The sequence below is a fragment of the Romboutsia faecis genome (assembly GCF_014323405.1).
In the GTDB taxonomy this organism is placed as follows: Bacteria; Bacillota; Clostridia; order Peptostreptococcales; family Peptostreptococcaceae; genus Romboutsia_E; species Romboutsia_E faecis.
Map to the genome: position 1 here is coordinate 122,897 of NZ_JACRWE010000003.1, position 17,646 is coordinate 140,542.

Sequence of the window (17,646 nt, forward strand, 5' to 3'; positions counted from 1 at the left end):
AAGTTTTAAAGCAGTGTAATACCATGGTATTGTTATTTAATCTTCCTTATATAGGTTGTTGTACTTCACGCTGTAGATAAATTAGCGCATGATGTGCAATGGAAGATGATATACTGATAAAGATAGCAAAGGATTTAACTAAGACAGTTAAAGAAAATATATGTCCAGCATGGCATGAAAGAAAGCAGGCACAAGCTAAGATGAGAATGCATATAAAGAAGTTACTTAAAAAGTATGACTATCCACCAAACAAAAGTGAAAAGGCTATAGAAGATGTAATGGAGTGTAGCAGAAATGTAGCTTTGCTTGAGCGATATACCAATAAATTAAAAGCTAGCCAATTAAATTGACTAGCTTTTAATTTACAAAACTTATATATATTTTTTTATAAAGAAGTTTCTCTTAAAACTAAACCTTCGTTTCTTTCAATAAAATGTCTAATAGACCATTCATTTTGTAATAACAATACTGGATTGTTATTTTTATCTTCAACTAATAATGTCTCCATTGGCATTGAAAGCCTACCATATTTAGAAAGATCATTTTCAATCCAACGTACATAGCGATAAGGTAGTGAATTCATTATCATCTCAACACCATATTCTTGTTTTAGACGATATTCTAAAACTTCAAATTGAAGAACTCCAACTACACCTATAATAAGTTCTTCCATACCAGAATTAGGTTGTTTGAATACCTGTATAGCACCTTCTTCTGATAACTGTGTAAGACCCTTTACAAACTGCTTTCTCTTAAGAGCATTTTTTGTAGAAACTCTTGCAAAATACTCAGGAGCAAATTGTGGGATACCAGTGTATTGTAAATTTGACTGCTTTTCACTTAACGTATCACCAATATTAAATATACCTGGATCGTGTATCCCTATAATATCACCAGGATAAGCTGAATCTATAATAACACGGTCTTGTGCTACAAACTGTTGAGGTTGTGAAAGTTTAACCTTTTTATTTCTTTGTACATGAGTTACTGTCATACCTTTTTCAAATTTACCAGAGCAAATTCTAAGGAATGCAATTCTATCTCTATGATTTTTATCCATGTTAGCTTGAATCTTAAATATAAATCCTGAGAAGTTATTAGAATTAGGGTCAATATCACCTAAATTACTGCTACGAGGATTTGGCGGTGGTGTTATTTCTAGGAACGATTCTAAAAATGGTTCTACACCAAAGTTAGTAAGGGCACTTCCGAAGAATACAGGTGTCAATTCACCATTTAATACTCTGTCTAAATCAAAATTATCTCCAGCAATATCTAAAAGTTCAATATCTTCTAGTAGCTTTTCATGAAGAGCATCACCTAATAAAGTATTAAACTTTTCATCAGATATATTTCCAGTTATAGATTTAGCAATAGATTGTCCATGGTTACCATCATCAAATAGTTCAACTTGATTTTTATGACGGTTAAATACACCTTTGAACTCTTTACCAGAACCAATTGGCCAGTTTACTGGACAAGAGCGAATTCCTAGAACATTTTCAATATCTTCAAGTAGTTCAAATGGATCCCTTCCTTGACGGTCCATTTTATTTATGAAAGTGAAAATTGGTATTCCTCTCATTTTACAAACTTGGAATAATTTCTTTGTCTGATCCTCTACACCTTTAGCAGAGTCAATAACCATTACTGCACAGTCTGCTGCCATAAGAGTTCTATAAGTGTCCTCACTGAAATCTTGATGCCCTGGAGTATCAAGAATATTTATGCAAAAGTTATTATATTCAAATTGAAGAACACTTGATGCAACAGATATACCTCTTTGTTTTTCAATTTCCATCCAGTCAGATACTGCATGTTTTTGAGATCTTCTTGATTTAACTGATCCTGCTTCACGAATGGCACCACCATATAATAGAAACTTTTCAGTTAATGTAGTTTTTCCTGCATCGGGATGGGAAATGATTGCAAAGGTTCTTCTTCTTTTAACTTCATCAATCAAGTTTAAATTTTGTTCTGTCATTTTTTATCATCCTTTATTTTAATTTTACGATTATCAAAATATAAAAAAACTATAATCCTATTGATATTATAACTTTATTTTAAAACTGTCAATATAGAAACCTTATTAAAATAGCTTAATTTAAAAAAGCAAGCCTCAATACCTGCATTTTATAGTGGTAAAACATGCTAGAGAGGAACATCGTTAAGCTGTTGAATGGATGAATAATCATACCGATGATGGAATTAGATTTACATATGAAGAGAAAGCTTTTTTGATGTGTTGACAGCAGATATGATCATATAGTGAAGTTCTAGAACAAATTGTGGAAAGTACAAATTAGGAAATTTATTTAAAAAATATAGAGAAATAGAAAAAGTAATTTTATTTGGTTCAAGAGCTAGACAAGATAATAAGTATAATTCGGATGTAGATTTGTGTTTATTTGGTGAACAAATAACTCACTTAATACAAACCAAAGTAGCTATGGATATAGATAAGATAAATACACCTCTGAGCTTTGATATATTAAACTTCAATGAACTAACTAAAGAAAAATTGATTGAAAACATAATGAACGAAGGAATAGTAATATATAATGGCTAAAAAATTAGATGAAAGAAAAGAAGACTTTAAAAAAGAATTAAAAAGGCTTTTAAATAAAGATATCACTGACGATATTATAATAGATGGAATAATACAAAGATTTGAATTTACCTTTGAGCAAGCTTGGAAAATAATGAAACTATACTTAGAGGACCAAGGGATATTAGATGAAGCATTAGCTCCAAGAAGTACGATAAGATGTGCATTTAAGCATAAGTTAATAAGTGATGGTGATATATGGATAGAAATGATGTTAGATAGAAATAGAACATCTTACATGTATGATGAAGAAACAGCAGTTAATATAGTTAAATTAGTTAAAGAAAAATATATCGTAGAATTTAATAAGCTAAAAGACTATTTAGAGTATTAAATTGTAGTCCATGAACTTTGTCATATGGAGTATAAGGATCATTCCAAGGAGTATATCTACAACATTTAAAATAGGGAATTTTTATTAATAAGTATGAAATAAGGAGGATGAATTTAGAATCTCCTTGCTTCATACTTATTATATTTTAGATAACTCACTAGTACTATTAGAATTCTTTTATATACCAGGCAACTCCTAATAAAAAGAAATAAGCCATAAATCCCCAAAATAAAAACACAGCGACACTAGGAGTCTTAGGCGGAGTAAAAGTAACCCCTTTTTTCAAGACTTTAAACAACTTCCAATTATCTTTAACATTAATACTAACTGTCAAAGGACTCTGGACCTTATCCTGTGTATTGTACCTTGGTTTATACTTATTAATAAAATAGTTTTCTACTAAAATTGCATCAGCTTCAGTTTTACAAGTTATATACTCTATTCTACCTACTGAACTATAGCACTTGCTAGGAAGGTGCCCTCCGTTATGAAAGTGTTCATTCATTCTAGTTTCAAGTGGTCTCTTAGTTTTACCTACATAAATAATATCCTTAGTTCTGTAGTCTAAAAATCTATATACATATGCCATAATTAATGCTCCTACATAGTATTTAGATTTATTTTCTTCAATATAAGGTACTTTATTCATAATAGATAGTAACTGATACACAAAGAGGCCTTAGCACTATGACCTAAGAGGCAAAATTAAGCAATTAATATTAAGAGGAGGAACTATTAGTAATATAGAATCTTAAAACTTAATAAAGTATAATAAAGAATAAGAAGGGGGGAATTATGAAAAAATACACTGTAACATCAGTATTTGGAATTATTGGAATAATTTCTTGGGCAATCACTATTTTACTAAGAGAAACATATTTAGTTAATATTGATATAATCAATTTCAAATTAGGAGTTATGCCTAATATAAGTGCGGCTTGGTTCTTTATATGGATGGTAGAAATTATTTATGAGAAAATAAAGAAAGATTTTACATTTAAAATATCTATTAAAGTATCGGGAATAATTTTTCTAATGGCTGTTTTATCTGAAGTAGTACATGATATGTTCTTAAATAGTCCATTTGATATTTTTGACATCATGGCAACTATATTAGCAATTGCACTTTATCTAATAGTTTTATATGTTTTTGAACGTAATAAAAACTTAAAACATCAATTTTAATAAAGATACTTTTGCACAGACAATAAGAAATTTATATGATACAGATAAATCATTTAATTAAGATATTATTTTTAAAAATAGTACATTAAAAATATTGGTCACTATATTTAACTAATATGAACATAATAACTGGTAAAAACATACTATATACTAATAGTACTTACAACGCATAAGGCAACCAACAAAAAGGTGTACTGCGGAATAGGTGTGAGGCAATGAGCAAAAAATATACTTAAAAGATATCAAAAAAGTATAGCTGTAGGTAGATTTAATATAAATCTGCCTGCAGTTTTTTATGAATTAATATAGAAAGCTATCTTCAAGTAGAGTATTTTGATGTGAATTTTGAAACAAATAATTCAACATTAAGTGTATAACTTTGAAGGAATTATAATATAAATCAATAAAAAAACTCTTAGTCTAAGCTAAGAGTTTTTTATTGGCGGGAATAACAGGGCTCGAACCTGTGACCCATTGATTAACAGTCAATTGCTCTACCAACTGAGCCATATTCCCATGTATTTATGATAGGGAAGAAATTCTTTACTTACCCCTTACATATATTATTATAACCATTGTATTTAATTTTATTAATATTTTTTATTATGATTTAATCTTAAATCTTATCTAGATACCATTAAGTGATTTACACCTTCCATATGAGTTGCTACAAATTGAGCATTACCAGCATTTACTGTAACAACTTCTGGATTATATTTATTAAATACATCTTTTAATTCATCATACCAAACAGTATCTCCCATAACATATAATGTTTTTTCATTTGTATGATTAAATACAACACCACATGCTTCACCAGCAGTATTTAATTGACGGAATAATTATGGTATTGAATCATCAGAGTAATGTTTAGCAGGAGTTTTTATTAATTTTATATCACCAAGTAAACTTCCTTCTTCTTTTAAAACTTCTACATTATTAAATCCAGCTTCTTCCATTTGATTTGCTTCATCTTGAGCAAATATCTTCATATCTTTTGGGATAATTTCCATTGCAGCTGGGTCAAAGTTGTCTAAGTGTATATGTGTTACAATAACAGCATCTACATCAAGAATTTCCTCAATAGAAACTGGTAACTCTACAATTGGATTATTTAAATGTTGATTATGAGTTCCAGGGAAAGGTGGATATATTCCTTTTTCTCCTAGCATTGGGTCTATTAAAAATTTCTTATTTGCATATGTTATTATCATAGTAGCGTTTCTTATTTGTTTTAATTTCATATATATACCTCACTTATTCTTATATTTTTGTAACTTACACATTTAATATGCCACAGCTTATCAAATTGATTTTCCAGATATTTTATTAAATATTGTTGAAACAACAGAAAAAGACATTATAGAAAAATTAGAAAAAAGATATATAGATACAGCAATTATAACTACACCATTAAATAGTGAAATTTTTAGATTTTCTTATTTATATAGCAATAAAAATTGTTTAGTTATTAATAAAGATAATCCTTTATCTAAGAAAGAATATATTTCTCAATTTGATTTAGATAAGCAACCTATAGCTGGTAAGGGCTGTGCATATTCTTGTTATAGTTCAAATGTGAAAAGATTATTTCAAAGAAACATTAATCCACAGATTATGCTTGAGACAACAAATGATTCTTTAATTATAAATATGGCAGAACGTAATCTAGCTATTGGAATTACTTTAGATTATATTGCTTTTTCTAATAATAGTGAAAAAATAGTAATAAAACCTTTTAAAGATGATAATCAAGTTAGAAATATGTTTTGGGTTGAAAATAATTATGCCTTACTTACAAAAGAAGAGCAATCTTTTCGTAAGTTTCTTCTTGATTGGATTAAGGAAAATAAAGAACAACTATTTAATTGGAATTTATAGAAAATATATATTATATAAATCAACAAAAAGGCAGGAATATATCCTGCCATTTTTATTGATTATTTTACTAAAGTAAAAACCTCATTTAAAGGTTGTCTTAATTTTGGTTTAGAATCATGAACTCTATATCCAAATGTACAACCTACAGTTACTCTAAATTTTTCTTTATCCAAAAGATTTCTATCTATAAGTATTTTTTCAACAGCATCTCTATCAATGCCTCCAATAGTACATGAATCTATATTTAGCATAGCTGCACTTAACATCATACTTGATAAAGCAATATATGTTTGTTCATTAGCATAGCTTTGCATATTTTCATCATCACCTATCATATCTTCTGCACTTTTCATAAAGTTTCTCATATTTGAAGCATAATCATCAGGAAGATGTTGAACATCTTTTAATAGATAATTTATATATTCCGAATCAGACCTTATTTCTTTTGGAGTTCTAGTTAAGTATATTATAAAGTGGCTACAAGTAGGTATTTGTGTCTTGCCACCAAAGCATACCTTGCTTAATTCATCTTTTAATTCTTGATTTTCAATGACTAAAAAGTGCCAAGGTTCTATACCTATAGAACTAGGTGCTAATCTACCACCCTCAATTATAACTTCTAAATTTTCAGAGCTTATCTTTTTATTAGGGTCAAATTCTTTACATGCATGTCTAAAATTTAATATATCAATTACTTCGTTTTTATTCATAACTTTACTCCTTTAAATGTTTTAATTATTATTTATAACATCACCTATATTATAAGTTTATATTACATTTATTTTTAGTTTTTAGGTTATAAAAGATACTATGGTTAAATTTATGAAAGATATTAAAATATCAAGAAACTAATTTTCAAGAAGTAGACCCAAACTATCCTTTTATTTGTAATGACAGTGAAATAACAATATAAAATAAAATAGGTTCACTATATAAAGAAACAATAAATGATACATTATCAATCAAAAAAGTAGGGCATATGAGCACAATGCACCTACTTTTTTGATTGATTTTCCTTTCTATAAGTAAGGGGAGACATCCCAGCTTGTAGTTTAAACTTTTCAATAAAATAACTCGTACTTCCAAATCCACACTTATAAGCTATGTCAGTGATAGATTCATTAGTTGTAATTAATAATTTTTCACTCATAACTAATCTATAATTAGTAATATATTCAAAAATAGAGCAATTCATATATTTTTTAAATTCTCTACAACAAGCACCCTTTGATAAATTAATTTCATCACATATATCTTTTAAATTTATTTTTTCCATATAATGACCGTGAATATAATTTATAACATCTTTTATGCGAGATGTATTATGAATTATATTATCACTAGAAAATGATATAAAGTAATTCTTAAGCATATCCACCCATACACTTAGTAGTAATGTAAGTATTTGCAATTCAAATCCAATATTTTGATTAGTATATTCTATTTGAATTTTAAGAAGTTTTTCTAGAATATCAGATTGCCAATTAATATCTTTTTTTAAAGTACAATATGTTATTGCAGGATTACCTAAATAAGGCATTATATATTTTAGATTTATTATATTTCCTGCAAAACCATAAATAAGATCTGGATTGAAATTAAAACAAAGATAAGAACCGTCAGAATCTATGTGATTTTTTACCTTGTGTAGTTGTTCAGTATTTATAAATATTCCATCTCCTTTTGATAGAGTTACAGTTTCACCTTTAATGTGAAAATCAACAATACCACTTGTAACAATACAAAATTGAAGTTCTTTATGCCAATGCCAATCAATAAAACCTAAAATATATTTATTAATTTGTATTGGCTCTATAACAAATAAAAACTCAGGGAGTCCATATTGAATCATTTCTTTTTTATTTTCATCAACAATTATATCGTAAACTTTCATAGTATCCTCCTTAAATAACAATTTCAATTTTAAATTATGTTAATATAATTATATTTATTAGTTATATTATTATATTAATAATGATTTTTAGTCAATATAATTATATTATGCTTAAAATTAATTTATAGACAGAAAGGAAATGATTTTATGAAAAATTCATCAAGACTTAAAGGCATATTATTAGTTGTAATTGGAACATTTCTTTGGGGTGTTTCAGGAGTAGCGGCTCAATACTTATTCGAAAGTGAAAATTTCACACCAGAGTGGCTTGTTGTTGTGAGAATGATAATTGCTGGAGCAATTATGTTAATATATTCTTTATTTAAAGGTGATAAAAATGTATATTTAATATGGAATAAAAAAGAAAATATTATTAAAATTTTAGTATTTGCTTTAATCGGAATGTTAGGTGTTCAATATACTTATTTTGCGGCTATACTTCATGGTAATGCAGCAACAGCAACTATACTTCAATACTTATCACCAGTTATAATTATAATTTATTTAGCTTTTTGTAATAAAAAAATGCCATCATTAAAGCAAATATCTTGTATTTTAATGGCTATATTAGGAGTTTTCTTAATTATTACAAAAGGAAATATAAGTACTTTAGCCATATCTAAAGAAGCAGTATTTTGGGGAGTTTTATCTGCAATTACATGTGCTATATATACATTACAACCAGCAGAATTATTAAAAAAATATGGTTCATTATGTGTAGTTGGATGGGGGATGTTAATTGGAGGTATAGCTTTTAGCTTTATTTATCCTCCATTTAACTGTAACGGAAACTTCTCAGTTAAATCAATTTTAGCTATTGCTCTTGTAGTATTCTTTGGAACATTAATAGCATATTACTGTTATTTAGAAAGTTTGAAATATATAGATCCTTCTGAGACGAGTATGTTCACTTGTGTAGAGCCTTTATCAGCATCTATTCTTTCTATGATATTTTTTAATGTAAGTTTTAGCTTTATACAATTAGTAGGTGCATTATTTATAATTGTTACAATTTCAATACTTTCATTTAGTAAAAAAGATGATAGAATAAAAGAAGTTAGTGAAGAAAAAGCTATTGCTAAATAAATTTTAATATAATAAATTTATGAGCTAGAAGAAAGATATGTGCTAATATCAGAATAAGAATAATCAGAGAATTTTAACAGATTCTTAGTTACTTCAATTTGCTTTTTATTATATAGCAGCTCCTATGTTGTGGGCTAGCGGTCTTTGTGCTATTGGGATTTTTACACAAGGATATCTATGAAGAAAATTTAGAAAATCGTGTATTAAAAAGTTACGAAGATTTATAGAAGTACTATAAAGAAAAAGATTTGAAAAATAAAGAAGGCGGGTATTAAAACCTGCCTTCTTTATTATTTCAAATATCTCCAAAGAGTCGTACGACTTATACCAAGTTTTTTTGCAGCCTGACTTTGGTTTTGATTACACTGAGATAAAACAACATGAACAACATCTTGAATTATATCACTTAAAGGTTTATCATAATTAAAGTTTATTGAAGGTTGATTAGAATTTTGTACTGGAAATTGTTGAGATTCCTTAGCTAAAATACTTTCTACAGACTCAGTACTTATATATGGTGTATTTGTTAACATAACAAGTTCCATTAAAACTCTTTTTAACTGAATAAAGTTTTGTGGCCAATAATAAGAACTTAAAAGAGGTATAGCATCTGGCTCAAACCCAATAACTTGTTTAGATAAATTTAAATTTAAAGCATTAAGATACAAACTAGATGATGAAAGCAAATCTTCTTTTAAATCACGTAGTGGTGGTAGATATAGTGTTATACATGATAAGTACTCAATAAAATCACGTGCTGGATCACAATCATTATTTTTTAATGTCTGAGAACAAGAAAGTATAATACGATTACGCTTATGTAAATTTGTATCAATAATAAGAGTAAGTAATTGTTTTCGTTGTAGTTGTGATAATGCTTGTATATTACTTATAAAAATAGTATTGCGATTATCACAAAATGGAGAATTATAATTATGTATTAAGAAATCCCAAGATTTATCATTTAGCAACTCACAATTAATTATAATAAATGGATTTTTATTAGCACTACTTTCAAAATATAGCTTCGAAGCAACCATATCCTTTCCAGTGCCTTTTTCTCCAAGTATAATAACAGGTAAAGATGTAAGATTAATTTGTTCAATTTGTGTATTCATTGATAATGATGCTAGTGTAAGATTATAAAAACTATTATAATATTTATCTTTCGTTTCATTACAGTCTGTAAATCGTATACCATGCTTACTGCTTCTATTTAAGACTGGATTAGGCTCAATGGAAAAAATAAATAAATTTTGCTTATCTAATCTTATTTTATTAAGAGATATAGAATATAAAGTATTTTCAATTAGATGAAAAGATTTTTCAAAAGAACCACTTTGTGAATCTGGTAATATACTTTTTAAATAGTTTATTATAGATTTGTTATTATCTAATACACAGTTAGAAAAATAAACAGATTTATTATCATCAAGGATTATAGTATTGGCAGTTTGCATTTCTAATGTTTTTGTTAAAACATAATTTTTTTCCTCAAGAGAAGCATAATCATTATAAACTTTTATTGCTTGGTCAAATGCAGATTGAATACTTTCAGGGCCAGATGTTATAAGAATTGGATTAAGTCCCATATCTTTTGCAATTATGCTCGTAATAGTGTCGCAGATAATAACATTACAGTTTTTGCTTTTTAGTATACTTAAAATATTTGAAATTTCCTCAGTCCTATCTATAGTTATAATATCAACTTTATACTGTAGTAAGTCACATAAAGTATGTGCAGTAGATGTTATTGAAGAGAATCCTACGATTGCATAATTTTGAGCATAGTTTTCTGCAAGTTTAATAGTTCGTAGTATATCGTAAACGGATATTGATATCTCAATAACAGGTGTTTTAGTAAGGTTTTTTAATAACTCAGCTGTACCACCTCTTGATATAACAACATCATAATTTTCCATTAGATGCTCAGATAAAGTATCAGTACCAGAACTTATATCTCCTACAAATGTTGTCAAGTTTAAATCATTTCTACCTTCAGCAAGTTTTGACATTATATTTTCCATACCGCTATATGGAGCAATACCAAGTATATTGATTTTTCTTTTATTCATAGTAACTCACCTTTCTATATGTTTAAATTTGAAACAGTATATAAAATAATTATAGATAATTTATACAAAAATGTAAATTGTTTCAAATTTAAACACATTTATATTTAAGTGATGTTGAAACAAGTAATTACTAAAGGTAAACTTTAGATATAAGTTCTTCAGAAAAACGTTTTAATTAAACATTAATAGGAGGAGGATATGATAAAGTTACTAATTATCGCAGATGACTTTACTGGAGCACTAGATACTGGTGTACAATTTGCTTCTGAAGGAATTAAAACAAGGGTACTTGTTTACAATCCTTGTGAAAAGTTAATTGATGACGAAGATAATGATACAGATGTATTAGTTATAGATGCCGAAACAAGACATCTTTCTAAAGAAAAGGCATATAAAATTATTTATGATATAGTAAAGAAATCAAAAGAAGAAAATATTAAATTTTTATACAAAAAAACTGATTCAGCTTTACGTGGAAATATCGGAAGTGAGCTAAGTGCAATGCTTAAAGCGTCAAATGAAAAGTCACTACCATTTATACCTGCTTTTCCTAAAATGAATAGAATAACTAAAAATGGTGTTCATTATATTGATAATATCCCAGTAGATAAAAGCGTTTTTGGACAGGATCCGTTTGAACCAGTAAAGTATAGTTCAGTAAAAGAGATTATTAAAGATCAAAGTAGTATTGAGACAATAGAAATACCAGTAGCTAATAAAGTATTAGCAAAAAAAAGCAAAGGAATTTTAATATATGATGCACAATCAGAAGAAGATTTACAAAATATTGGAAGTCAAATATTAAAAGACAATATGTGTAATATAATGGCTGGATGTGCAGGATTTGCAGAAGTGCTACCTAGAATACTAGGCTTATCAGGGAATATACAAAGTAAAGTTAAACTTAGTGAAAAATTACTAGTAGTATGTGGAAGTGTAAATCCTATTACTAAAAGACAATTAGATTATGGAGAAAAGTATGGGTTTAAAAGAATTCATTTAAGCCCTGAGCAAAAAATCAAAGAAAAATATTGGGAAACTGAAGAAGGTTTAAATAAGTTGAAAAAAATAAAGTATAGCATTCAAGAGAGTGATTGTTGCATTTTAGATAGCAATGATAAAGATAGTGATAATGAAACTTTTGAGTATGCCAACTTAAATGGAGTATCAGTAGAAGAAATTCGTGTAAATATATCTCAGACAATGGGTTATTTATTAAAGAAAATTATAGATAAGAATGTAAATGCTACATTCCTTGTAACAGGTGGAGACACATTATTAGGGTTTATGGAAAAAGTTGGGGTAAATGAATTGACTCCAATATGTGAATTAACAAAAGGCTGTGTTCTTACACAAATGGAATATGGTGAAAAAATATATCATGTAATATCTAAATCTGGTGGTTTTGGGGAAGAAAACTTAATCAAAACACTTATTGATTTATTGAAAAGTAAGGAGATAAATGTAGGATGATAAAATATAGTTTAAAAATACCACAAGCAATATATAGTGGGGAGAATTCATTAGAAAATATTAAAACAATAGTTAAAAATTCAAAGAAAATAGCATTATTTACTGATAAAGGAATACAAGGTGCTGGACTTTTAGATAATGTAATAAATCAGTTAGAAGGAGTAGAAGTAGTTATATTTAATGAACTACCAGCTGAACCTACTTGTGATGAAGCACAAAAGGTAATAGACGAATTTAAAACTTCTAATGCTGATTTTATAATTGCAGTAGGTGGAGGAAGTGTAATGGATATAGCAAAACTTGCATCTATAGCAATAACTGATGATTATGGAGTAAGAGACTTACTTGATAATCCTCAAATAGGTGTAAAATCAATAAAAACATTAATGATACCAACAACAGCAGGTACTGGTTCAGAAGCTACTCCAAATAGTATAGTTGCGGTACCAGAAAAAGAATTAAAGGTTGGAATTGTTAATGAAGCAATGATACCTGATTATGTAATATTGGATGCAATAATGATAAAGAATTTACCATTTAAAATAGCAGCTGCAACAGGCGTTGATGCTCTAGCTCATGCTATAGAATGTTTTACGTCAAAGAAAGCTACACCTTTTAGTGATATGTTTGCATTAGAATCACTTGAATTAATAATTAATAATATAGAAAAAGCATGCTTAAATCCAGATGCAATGGAAGCTAAAAATAATATGATGCTTGCAGCATTTTATGCAGGAGTTGCTATAACAGCATCAGGAACAACTGCAGTACATGCATTATCATATCCACTTGGAGGAAAATATCATATACCTCATGGTGTTTCAAATGCAATGATGCTAGTTCCGGTTATGAAGTTTAATGAACCAGTTTGTAGACCATTATTAGCTAAAGCTTATGATAGAGTTGTTAAAAATGGTAGAGAAACTACTGAGGAAGCTAAATCAGCATGGATGATAGAAAAATTAGGTAATATAGTTGAAAAATTAGAAATACCAACAAGTTTAAAAGAGTATGGAGTAGATAATAAAGACTTAGATGTTCTAGTTGAATCAGGGATGAACGTACAACGTCTTTTAGTAAATAATATGAGAGAAGTAACTAAAGAAGATGCAAGAGCATTATATTTAGAAATAATGTAAGGGGGACATAAAAATGAGAAACTTAGAATTAAGAGGTATAATACCACCAATAGTAACACCAATGAATGAAGATGAAAGTATAAATGAACAAGAATTAAGAAACCAAGTAAACCGTCAAATTGAAGCAGGAGCTCATGGTATATTTCCATTCGGTACTAATGGTGAAGCATACATATTAAGCGAAGAAGAAAAAGAAAGAGTTCTTGCTATAGTAATAGAAGAGACAAATAAAAGAGTTCCAGTTTATGCAGGAACAGGATGTATAAGTACAAAAGATACTATTCGTTTATCTAAAAAAGCACAAGAGTTAGGTGCAGATGTTTTATCTATAATAACACCTTCTTTTGCAGCAGCATCTCAAGAAGAATTATATCAACATTTTAAAGCAGTAGCAGAAGCTGTAGATATGCCAATAGTTTTATATAACATACCAGCAAGAACTGGAAATGCTATTTCTCCAGCAACAGTAAAAAGATTAAGTAAAATAAAAAATATAGTTGGAGTAAAAGATAGTTCAGGAAACTTTGATAATATGCTTCAATATATAGAAGTTACAAGAGATAGAGAAGACTTCGTTGTTTTATCAGGAAATGACTCACTTATATTATGGAACTTAATGGCTGGAGGCTCTGGAGGAATAGCAGGTTGTGCAAATGTATATCCAGAAGTAATGGTATCAATTTATGAAAACTTTAAAGCTGGAAATATTGAAAAAGCAAGACAAGCACAAGATAGCATAAGATCATTTAGAGGATGCTTCAAACATGGAAATCCAAATACAATTGTAAAAGCAGCAGTAGATATGTTAGGACATCCAGTTGGAAAATGCCGTGCACCATTTAATTATATACCACAAGCAGGAATTGAAGAATTAAAAACAGTTTTAGAAGAAAATAAAAATAAGGGAATGAAATAGTTAGAAACTGTAAGGAGAGCTTAAGATGGATAAAAAAATGATTATTGGTATAACAATGGGTGATCCAGCTAGTATTGGACCTGAGATAACAGTAAAAACTTTAGCTGATAAAACTATTTACGATAAATGTCAACCAATTGTAGTTGGAGATGTATCTGTAATGGAAGAGGCCGTAAAGATAGTAGGAAGAGAAAATGATATAAAAATACATGGAATAAATAGTGTTGATGAAGCTTTATTTACGCCAGGTACTATAGATGTTTATGATATGAAGCTAGTAGATATAAATGAATTAAAACGTGGAGAAGTATCAATTATGTCTGGTAATGCTGCATTCCAATATGTAAAAAAAGTAATTGAATTAGCTATGGAAAATAAAATAGATGCAACAGTAACTAACGCTATTAATAAAGAGGCTATAAATCTTGCAGGTTATCATTATTCTGGTCATACAGAAATTTATGCTGAGTTTACAAATACTGAAAAGTACACGATGATGCTTGCTCATGAAAATCTTAGAGTTGTTCATGTATCAACACATGTATCTTTAAGAGAAGCTTGTGATAGAGTCAAAAAAGATAGAGTATTAGAAGTTATAAGAATTGCAAATCAAGCTTGTAAAGAACTTGGAATAAAAGAGCCTAAGATTGGAGTAGCTGGATTAAATCCACATAGTGGAGAAAATGGAATGTTTGGTAGAGAAGAAATTGATGAAATTATACCTGCAATCAATATAGCTAGTGAAGAAGGTATTATTGTTGAAGGACCAGTTCCTCCTGATACAGTATTTTCAAAGGCAAAAGGTGGATGGTATGATATTGTAGTAACTATGTACCATGACCAAGGTCATATTCCGCTTAAAGTTGTTGGATTTGTATATAATCATGAGGAGCAAAAATGGGATGCAGTTGCAGGTGTAAATATTACTTTAGGATTACCTATAATTCGTACATCTGTTGATCACGGAACTGCATTTGATCAAGCTGGAAAAGGAATAGCTAATGAACTAAGCCTTATAAATGCTATTGAATATGCGATACCTATGGCTCAGAATAAAAAAGTCGTTGAAGTATGTAATTAGTATAAGAAATATACAATAAGTTTTGATTTGATTTTGTTCATCCTTCTTCTTAATTAAGGTAGATATAAGTTTTAGCTATATCTACTTTAATGGGAAGAGTTATGTTAATATAAATTAATAAAGTGGAAGAGGAGATAAATCATGAAAGAGAATAGTTTTTTTTATAAATTTGAAGAAAACGTTATTGCAGTTGGAATTATTATAATGGTTGTTATGGAAACTTTAAATGTAGTTTGTAGATTATTAGTACCTTCTCTAGGGGGACTTCCTGAAGAATTAGCTGTATTTGCTTACACTTTTGTATGCTTCTTATGTGCTAGTTATTGTACTAAAAAGGGTGAAAATATAATAGTTGATGTATTAACTATGAGATATAGTAAAAAAATACAAAATTATTTAAAAATAATACAATACATAGTGGATTCAGTAGTATCTATACTATTCTTATATGGTTCTGTATTAGTTGTAATTGCGACAAAATCAGGTGGAGAAGTAGGGGTTACAGGTATTCCACTTTGGATTATATATACTGCACCTATATTTGGATTTGGGCTTAATCTTATACGTAATATACAAAATATAATAATAGAAACTAAGAGTAAAAATAGTATACAACCAGTTGAAGAACTAGTTGCAGAATAGTTATAAATTAAGGGGGAATATATAATGATTTCATTAATCTTTGGTTCATTTTTTTCTACATTAATACTATTAGGTTTCTCTATGGTATTAGCATATTCAGCAGCATTTATACTACCTGCACTTGCTACTGGTGGATCACTTTATGGGATGCAAGATATAGTATCTTGGCTACTTGGTGCAGCTGGAAAGTCAACATATGTAGCAATAGCCTTATTCGTTGTATCTGGGAATATAATGTCAGAAGGTAAGCTAACAGAAAAGATATTTGAAATTTTCCAGTATTTCTTAGGTAAATTTAAATCTTGCATACCAATAGTTGCAGTATTGACTGCTATATTCTATGGAATGATATCTGGTTCTGGTATGGCTGTTGTTGCAGCAGTTGGAGCAATGGTTCTTCCAATTTTAATTGATTTTGGTTATAACACAGCATTCTTTGCTGCTATGCTTGCAGCAGCGGGTTCACTTGGACAGCTTATACCTCCAAGTTCAGCTATTCTCCAATACTGTGCAATGGCAGGAACTGATGAAGGTCAAATGTTTAGAGTAGGAGCTGTTATAGGTCTTACATGTGCAGCAGCATTAATAATACTTACACTAATTCACTGTAGAAAAGATACAGGAGATCAAGTAAAAATACAAGAATCTTATAAGAAACTTAAAGCTAGAGGATTTAAAGATGTATTTAGTAAAAGTATATGGGCTGTTTTATCACCAGTAATAATATTAGGTGGTATATTTACAGAAACTTTATCAGTAGTTGAAGCAGCAGCAGTATCAGTTGTTTATGCATGTTTTGTATCATTAGTTATCTATAAATCATTAGATTTAAAAGGTCTTTGGGGTGCTTTTGTAGGATCTGTAAAAAGTGTTGCATCTGTTGCTATGATGCTTGCATTTGCAGTTGCATTTGGCAAATTAATGGATATATTCCAAGGAGGAGAAATAATAGGAAATGGAATAACAAGTGTATTATCTTCTCCAAATGCATTTATATTTGCTAGTATAGTTATAATGTCTATTGGAATGATGTTTATGAATCCAATTGCAATAATTGTTCCAATAGTTGCTCCAATAGCAGCATCATTTGGAATAGATCCAATGGTATACGGAGCAGGAATGGCTGGTATAGTAGCTATAGGTTCTTTAACACCACCATTTGGAGTAAGTCTTTATATAATGGCACCGATTTCAGGAGTTGAGCCATTTAAAATAGCCAAAAAAGTATTACCTATTTGGGGATTAATGACAGCAATTATAGGAATTTACATGTTTTTACCTCAATTATCAACATGGGTATTAAAATAAATTAACTAATAAAAACAAGGGGAG

Annotated in this window: 18 protein-coding genes, 1 tRNA gene and 1 pseudogene; 12 read left to right on the plus strand and 8 right to left on the minus strand. The window is 28.7% G+C overall.

The window, feature by feature from the left end; genetic code table 11:
* Nucleotides 1–98: 98 nt before the first annotated feature.
* Nucleotides 99–350 carry a type I restriction enzyme endonuclease domain-containing protein gene (locus H8923_RS07060; RefSeq protein WP_243139913.1) on the plus strand — a complete coding sequence of 84 codons (252 nt, stop codon included), beginning with the start codon at nt 99–101 and terminating at the stop codon, nt 348–350.
* Nucleotides 351–385: 35 nt separating this feature from the next.
* On the opposite strand, the gene H8923_RS07065 is transcribed toward H8923_RS07060, so the two are convergent.
* Nucleotides 386–1,984, minus strand: coding sequence for a peptide chain release factor 3 (locus H8923_RS07065; protein WP_153926006.1), 1,599 nt, complete (start codon nt 1,982–1,984; stop codon nt 386–388).
* A 345-nt stretch (nt 1,985–2,329) separates the two neighbouring features.
* Here H8923_RS07065 and H8923_RS07070 point away from each other — a divergent pair.
* Both H8923_RS07070 and H8923_RS07075 read left to right on the plus strand, forming a co-directional pair.
* A pseudogene (locus H8923_RS07070) lies at nt 2,330–2,569 on the plus strand (nucleotidyltransferase domain-containing protein); the annotation flags it as partial.
* Nucleotides 2,562–2,942, plus strand: coding sequence for an HI0074 family nucleotidyltransferase substrate-binding subunit (locus H8923_RS07075; RefSeq protein ID WP_153926008.1), 381 nt, complete (start codon nt 2,562–2,564; stop codon nt 2,940–2,942). The pseudogene H8923_RS07070 and the gene H8923_RS07075, both read left to right, overlap by 8 nt.
* Nucleotides 2,943–3,108: 166 nt before the next feature.
* Here the strand turns inward: H8923_RS07075 and H8923_RS07085 are convergent, their stop codons facing one another.
* Entirely contained in the window at nt 3,109–3,531 is a 423-nt protein-coding gene (locus H8923_RS07085) for a nucleotide excision repair endonuclease (RefSeq protein WP_187127882.1), read from the minus strand.
* A 206-nt stretch (nt 3,532–3,737) separates the two neighbouring features.
* On the opposite strand from H8923_RS07085, the gene H8923_RS07090 reads away from it, so the two are divergent.
* The gene (locus H8923_RS07090) at nt 3,738–4,127 is read left to right on the plus strand and encodes a hypothetical protein (RefSeq protein ID WP_153926012.1); all 390 of its coding nucleotides are present in this window, start codon (nt 3,738–3,740) and stop codon (nt 4,125–4,127) included.
* A gap of 440 nt (nt 4,128–4,567) precedes the next feature.
* On the opposite strand, the gene H8923_RS07095 is transcribed toward H8923_RS07090, so the two are convergent.
* The 3 genes from H8923_RS07095 to H8923_RS17180 all read right to left on the minus strand — a co-directional run bounded on the left by H8923_RS07095 (nt 4,568) and on the right by H8923_RS17180 (nt 5,371).
* Nucleotides 4,568–4,643, minus strand: a tRNA-Asn gene (locus H8923_RS07095).
* A gap of 107 nt (nt 4,644–4,750) precedes the next feature.
* Nucleotides 4,751–4,891, minus strand: a complete 141-nt coding sequence (locus tag H8923_RS17175; protein WP_207707751.1) for a hypothetical protein — start codon at nt 4,889–4,891, stop codon at nt 4,751–4,753.
* A 78-nt stretch (nt 4,892–4,969) separates the two neighbouring features.
* The gene (locus H8923_RS17180; RefSeq protein ID WP_207707752.1) at nt 4,970–5,371 is read right to left on the minus strand and encodes an MBL fold metallo-hydrolase; all 402 of its coding nucleotides are present in this window, start codon (nt 5,369–5,371) and stop codon (nt 4,970–4,972) included.
* A gap of 79 nt (nt 5,372–5,450) precedes the next feature.
* Here H8923_RS17180 and H8923_RS07105 point away from each other — a divergent pair, with 79 nt between their 5' ends.
* Nucleotides 5,451–6,008, plus strand: a complete 558-nt coding sequence (locus H8923_RS07105) for a LysR family transcriptional regulator substrate-binding protein (RefSeq protein WP_408639062.1) — start codon at nt 5,451–5,453, stop codon at nt 6,006–6,008.
* Nucleotides 6,009–6,067: 59 nt separating this feature from the next.
* On the opposite strand, the gene H8923_RS07110 is transcribed toward H8923_RS07105, so the two are convergent.
* Nucleotides 6,068–6,718 (minus strand): NAD(P)H-dependent oxidoreductase, encoded by a 651-nt coding sequence (locus H8923_RS07110; RefSeq protein ID WP_153926014.1) that lies wholly within the window; start codon nt 6,716–6,718, stop codon nt 6,068–6,070.
* A 284-nt stretch (nt 6,719–7,002) separates the two neighbouring features.
* Nucleotides 7,003–7,902, minus strand: a complete 900-nt coding sequence (locus H8923_RS07115) for an AraC family transcriptional regulator (protein ID WP_153926017.1) — start codon at nt 7,900–7,902, stop codon at nt 7,003–7,005.
* A 147-nt stretch (nt 7,903–8,049) separates the two neighbouring features.
* Between H8923_RS07115 and H8923_RS07120 the strand changes: the two genes are divergently transcribed.
* The gene (locus H8923_RS07120) at nt 8,050–8,988 is read left to right on the plus strand and encodes a DMT family transporter (RefSeq protein ID WP_153926019.1); all 939 of its coding nucleotides are present in this window, start codon (nt 8,050–8,052) and stop codon (nt 8,986–8,988) included.
* Nucleotides 8,989–9,278: 290 nt separating this feature from the next.
* Here H8923_RS07120 and H8923_RS07125 read toward each other — a convergent pair whose 3' ends face one another.
* On the minus strand, nt 9,279–11,063 hold the full coding sequence (locus H8923_RS07125; protein WP_153926021.1) for a sigma-54-dependent transcriptional regulator: 1,785 nt from the start codon (nt 11,061–11,063) through the stop codon (nt 9,279–9,281).
* Between the two features lie 198 nt (nt 11,064–11,261).
* Here H8923_RS07125 and H8923_RS07130 point away from each other — a divergent pair, with 198 nt between their 5' ends.
* From H8923_RS07130 to H8923_RS07155, 6 genes are all read left to right on the plus strand, one after another.
* On the plus strand, nt 11,262–12,536 hold the full coding sequence (locus tag H8923_RS07130; RefSeq protein WP_153926023.1) for a four-carbon acid sugar kinase family protein: 1,275 nt from the start codon (nt 11,262–11,264) through the stop codon (nt 12,534–12,536).
* Complete coding sequence (locus tag H8923_RS07135) at nt 12,533–13,675, plus strand: iron-containing alcohol dehydrogenase (RefSeq protein ID WP_153926025.1); 1,143 nt, start codon at nt 12,533–12,535, stop codon at nt 13,673–13,675. The genes H8923_RS07130 and H8923_RS07135 overlap by 4 nt, the downstream gene beginning before the upstream one ends.
* A 13-nt stretch (nt 13,676–13,688) precedes the next feature.
* A complete protein-coding gene (gene dapA / locus H8923_RS07140; protein ID WP_153926027.1) occupies nt 13,689–14,591 on the plus strand; it encodes a 4-hydroxy-tetrahydrodipicolinate synthase in 903 nt (300 codons plus the stop codon).
* A gap of 25 nt (nt 14,592–14,616) precedes the next feature.
* On the plus strand, nt 14,617–15,672 hold the full coding sequence (pdxA, locus tag H8923_RS07145; protein ID WP_330596637.1) for a 4-hydroxythreonine-4-phosphate dehydrogenase PdxA: 1,056 nt from the start codon (nt 14,617–14,619) through the stop codon (nt 15,670–15,672).
* 141 nt (nt 15,673–15,813) lie between these two features.
* Complete coding sequence (locus H8923_RS07150) at nt 15,814–16,314, plus strand: TRAP transporter small permease (RefSeq protein WP_153926029.1); 501 nt, start codon at nt 15,814–15,816, stop codon at nt 16,312–16,314.
* A gap of 24 nt (nt 16,315–16,338) precedes the next feature.
* Nucleotides 16,339–17,622: a TRAP transporter large permease subunit gene (locus tag H8923_RS07155; protein ID WP_153926031.1), complete on the plus strand. Its 1,284-nt coding sequence runs from the start codon at nt 16,339–16,341 to the stop codon at nt 17,620–17,622.
* Nucleotides 17,623–17,646 lie beyond the last annotated feature (24 nt).

Bases quoted from the DNA above. Each gene is read 5' to 3' on its own strand.
- H8923_RS07060 (WP_243139913.1), top strand. From the start codon at position 99: ATGGAAGATGATATACTGATAAAGATAGCAAAGGATTTAACTAAGACA.
- H8923_RS07065 (WP_153926006.1), bottom strand. From the start codon at position 1,984: ATGACAGAACAAAATTTAAACTTGATTGATGAAGTTAAAAGAAGAAGA.
- H8923_RS07075 (WP_153926008.1), top strand. From the start codon at position 2,562: ATGGCTAAAAAATTAGATGAAAGAAAAGAAGACTTTAAAAAAGAATTA.
- H8923_RS07085 (WP_187127882.1), bottom strand. From the start codon at position 3,531: ATGGCATATGTATATAGATTTTTAGACTACAGAACTAAGGATATTATT.
- H8923_RS07090 (WP_153926012.1), top strand. From the start codon at position 3,738: ATGAAAAAATACACTGTAACATCAGTATTTGGAATTATTGGAATAATT.
- H8923_RS17175 (WP_207707751.1), bottom strand. From the start codon at position 4,891: ATGGGAGATACTGTTTGGTATGATGAATTAAAAGATGTATTTAATAAA.
- H8923_RS17180 (WP_207707752.1), bottom strand. From the start codon at position 5,371: ATGAAATTAAAACAAATAAGAAACGCTACTATGATAATAACATATGCA.
- H8923_RS07110 (WP_153926014.1), bottom strand. From the start codon at position 6,718: ATGAATAAAAACGAAGTAATTGATATATTAAATTTTAGACATGCATGT.
- H8923_RS07115 (WP_153926017.1), bottom strand. From the start codon at position 7,902: ATGAAAGTTTACGATATAATTGTTGATGAAAATAAAAAAGAAATGATT.
- H8923_RS07120 (WP_153926019.1), top strand. From the start codon at position 8,050: ATGAAAAATTCATCAAGACTTAAAGGCATATTATTAGTTGTAATTGGA.
- H8923_RS07125 (WP_153926021.1), bottom strand. From the start codon at position 11,063: ATGAATAAAAGAAAAATCAATATACTTGGTATTGCTCCATATAGCGGT.
- H8923_RS07130 (WP_153926023.1), top strand. From the start codon at position 11,262: ATGATAAAGTTACTAATTATCGCAGATGACTTTACTGGAGCACTAGAT.
- H8923_RS07135 (WP_153926025.1), top strand. From the start codon at position 12,533: ATGATAAAATATAGTTTAAAAATACCACAAGCAATATATAGTGGGGAG.
- dapA (WP_153926027.1), top strand. From the start codon at position 13,689: ATGAGAAACTTAGAATTAAGAGGTATAATACCACCAATAGTAACACCA.
- pdxA (WP_330596637.1), top strand. From the start codon at position 14,617: ATGGATAAAAAAATGATTATTGGTATAACAATGGGTGATCCAGCTAGT.
- H8923_RS07150 (WP_153926029.1), top strand. From the start codon at position 15,814: ATGAAAGAGAATAGTTTTTTTTATAAATTTGAAGAAAACGTTATTGCA.
- H8923_RS07155 (WP_153926031.1), top strand. From the start codon at position 16,339: ATGATTTCATTAATCTTTGGTTCATTTTTTTCTACATTAATACTATTA.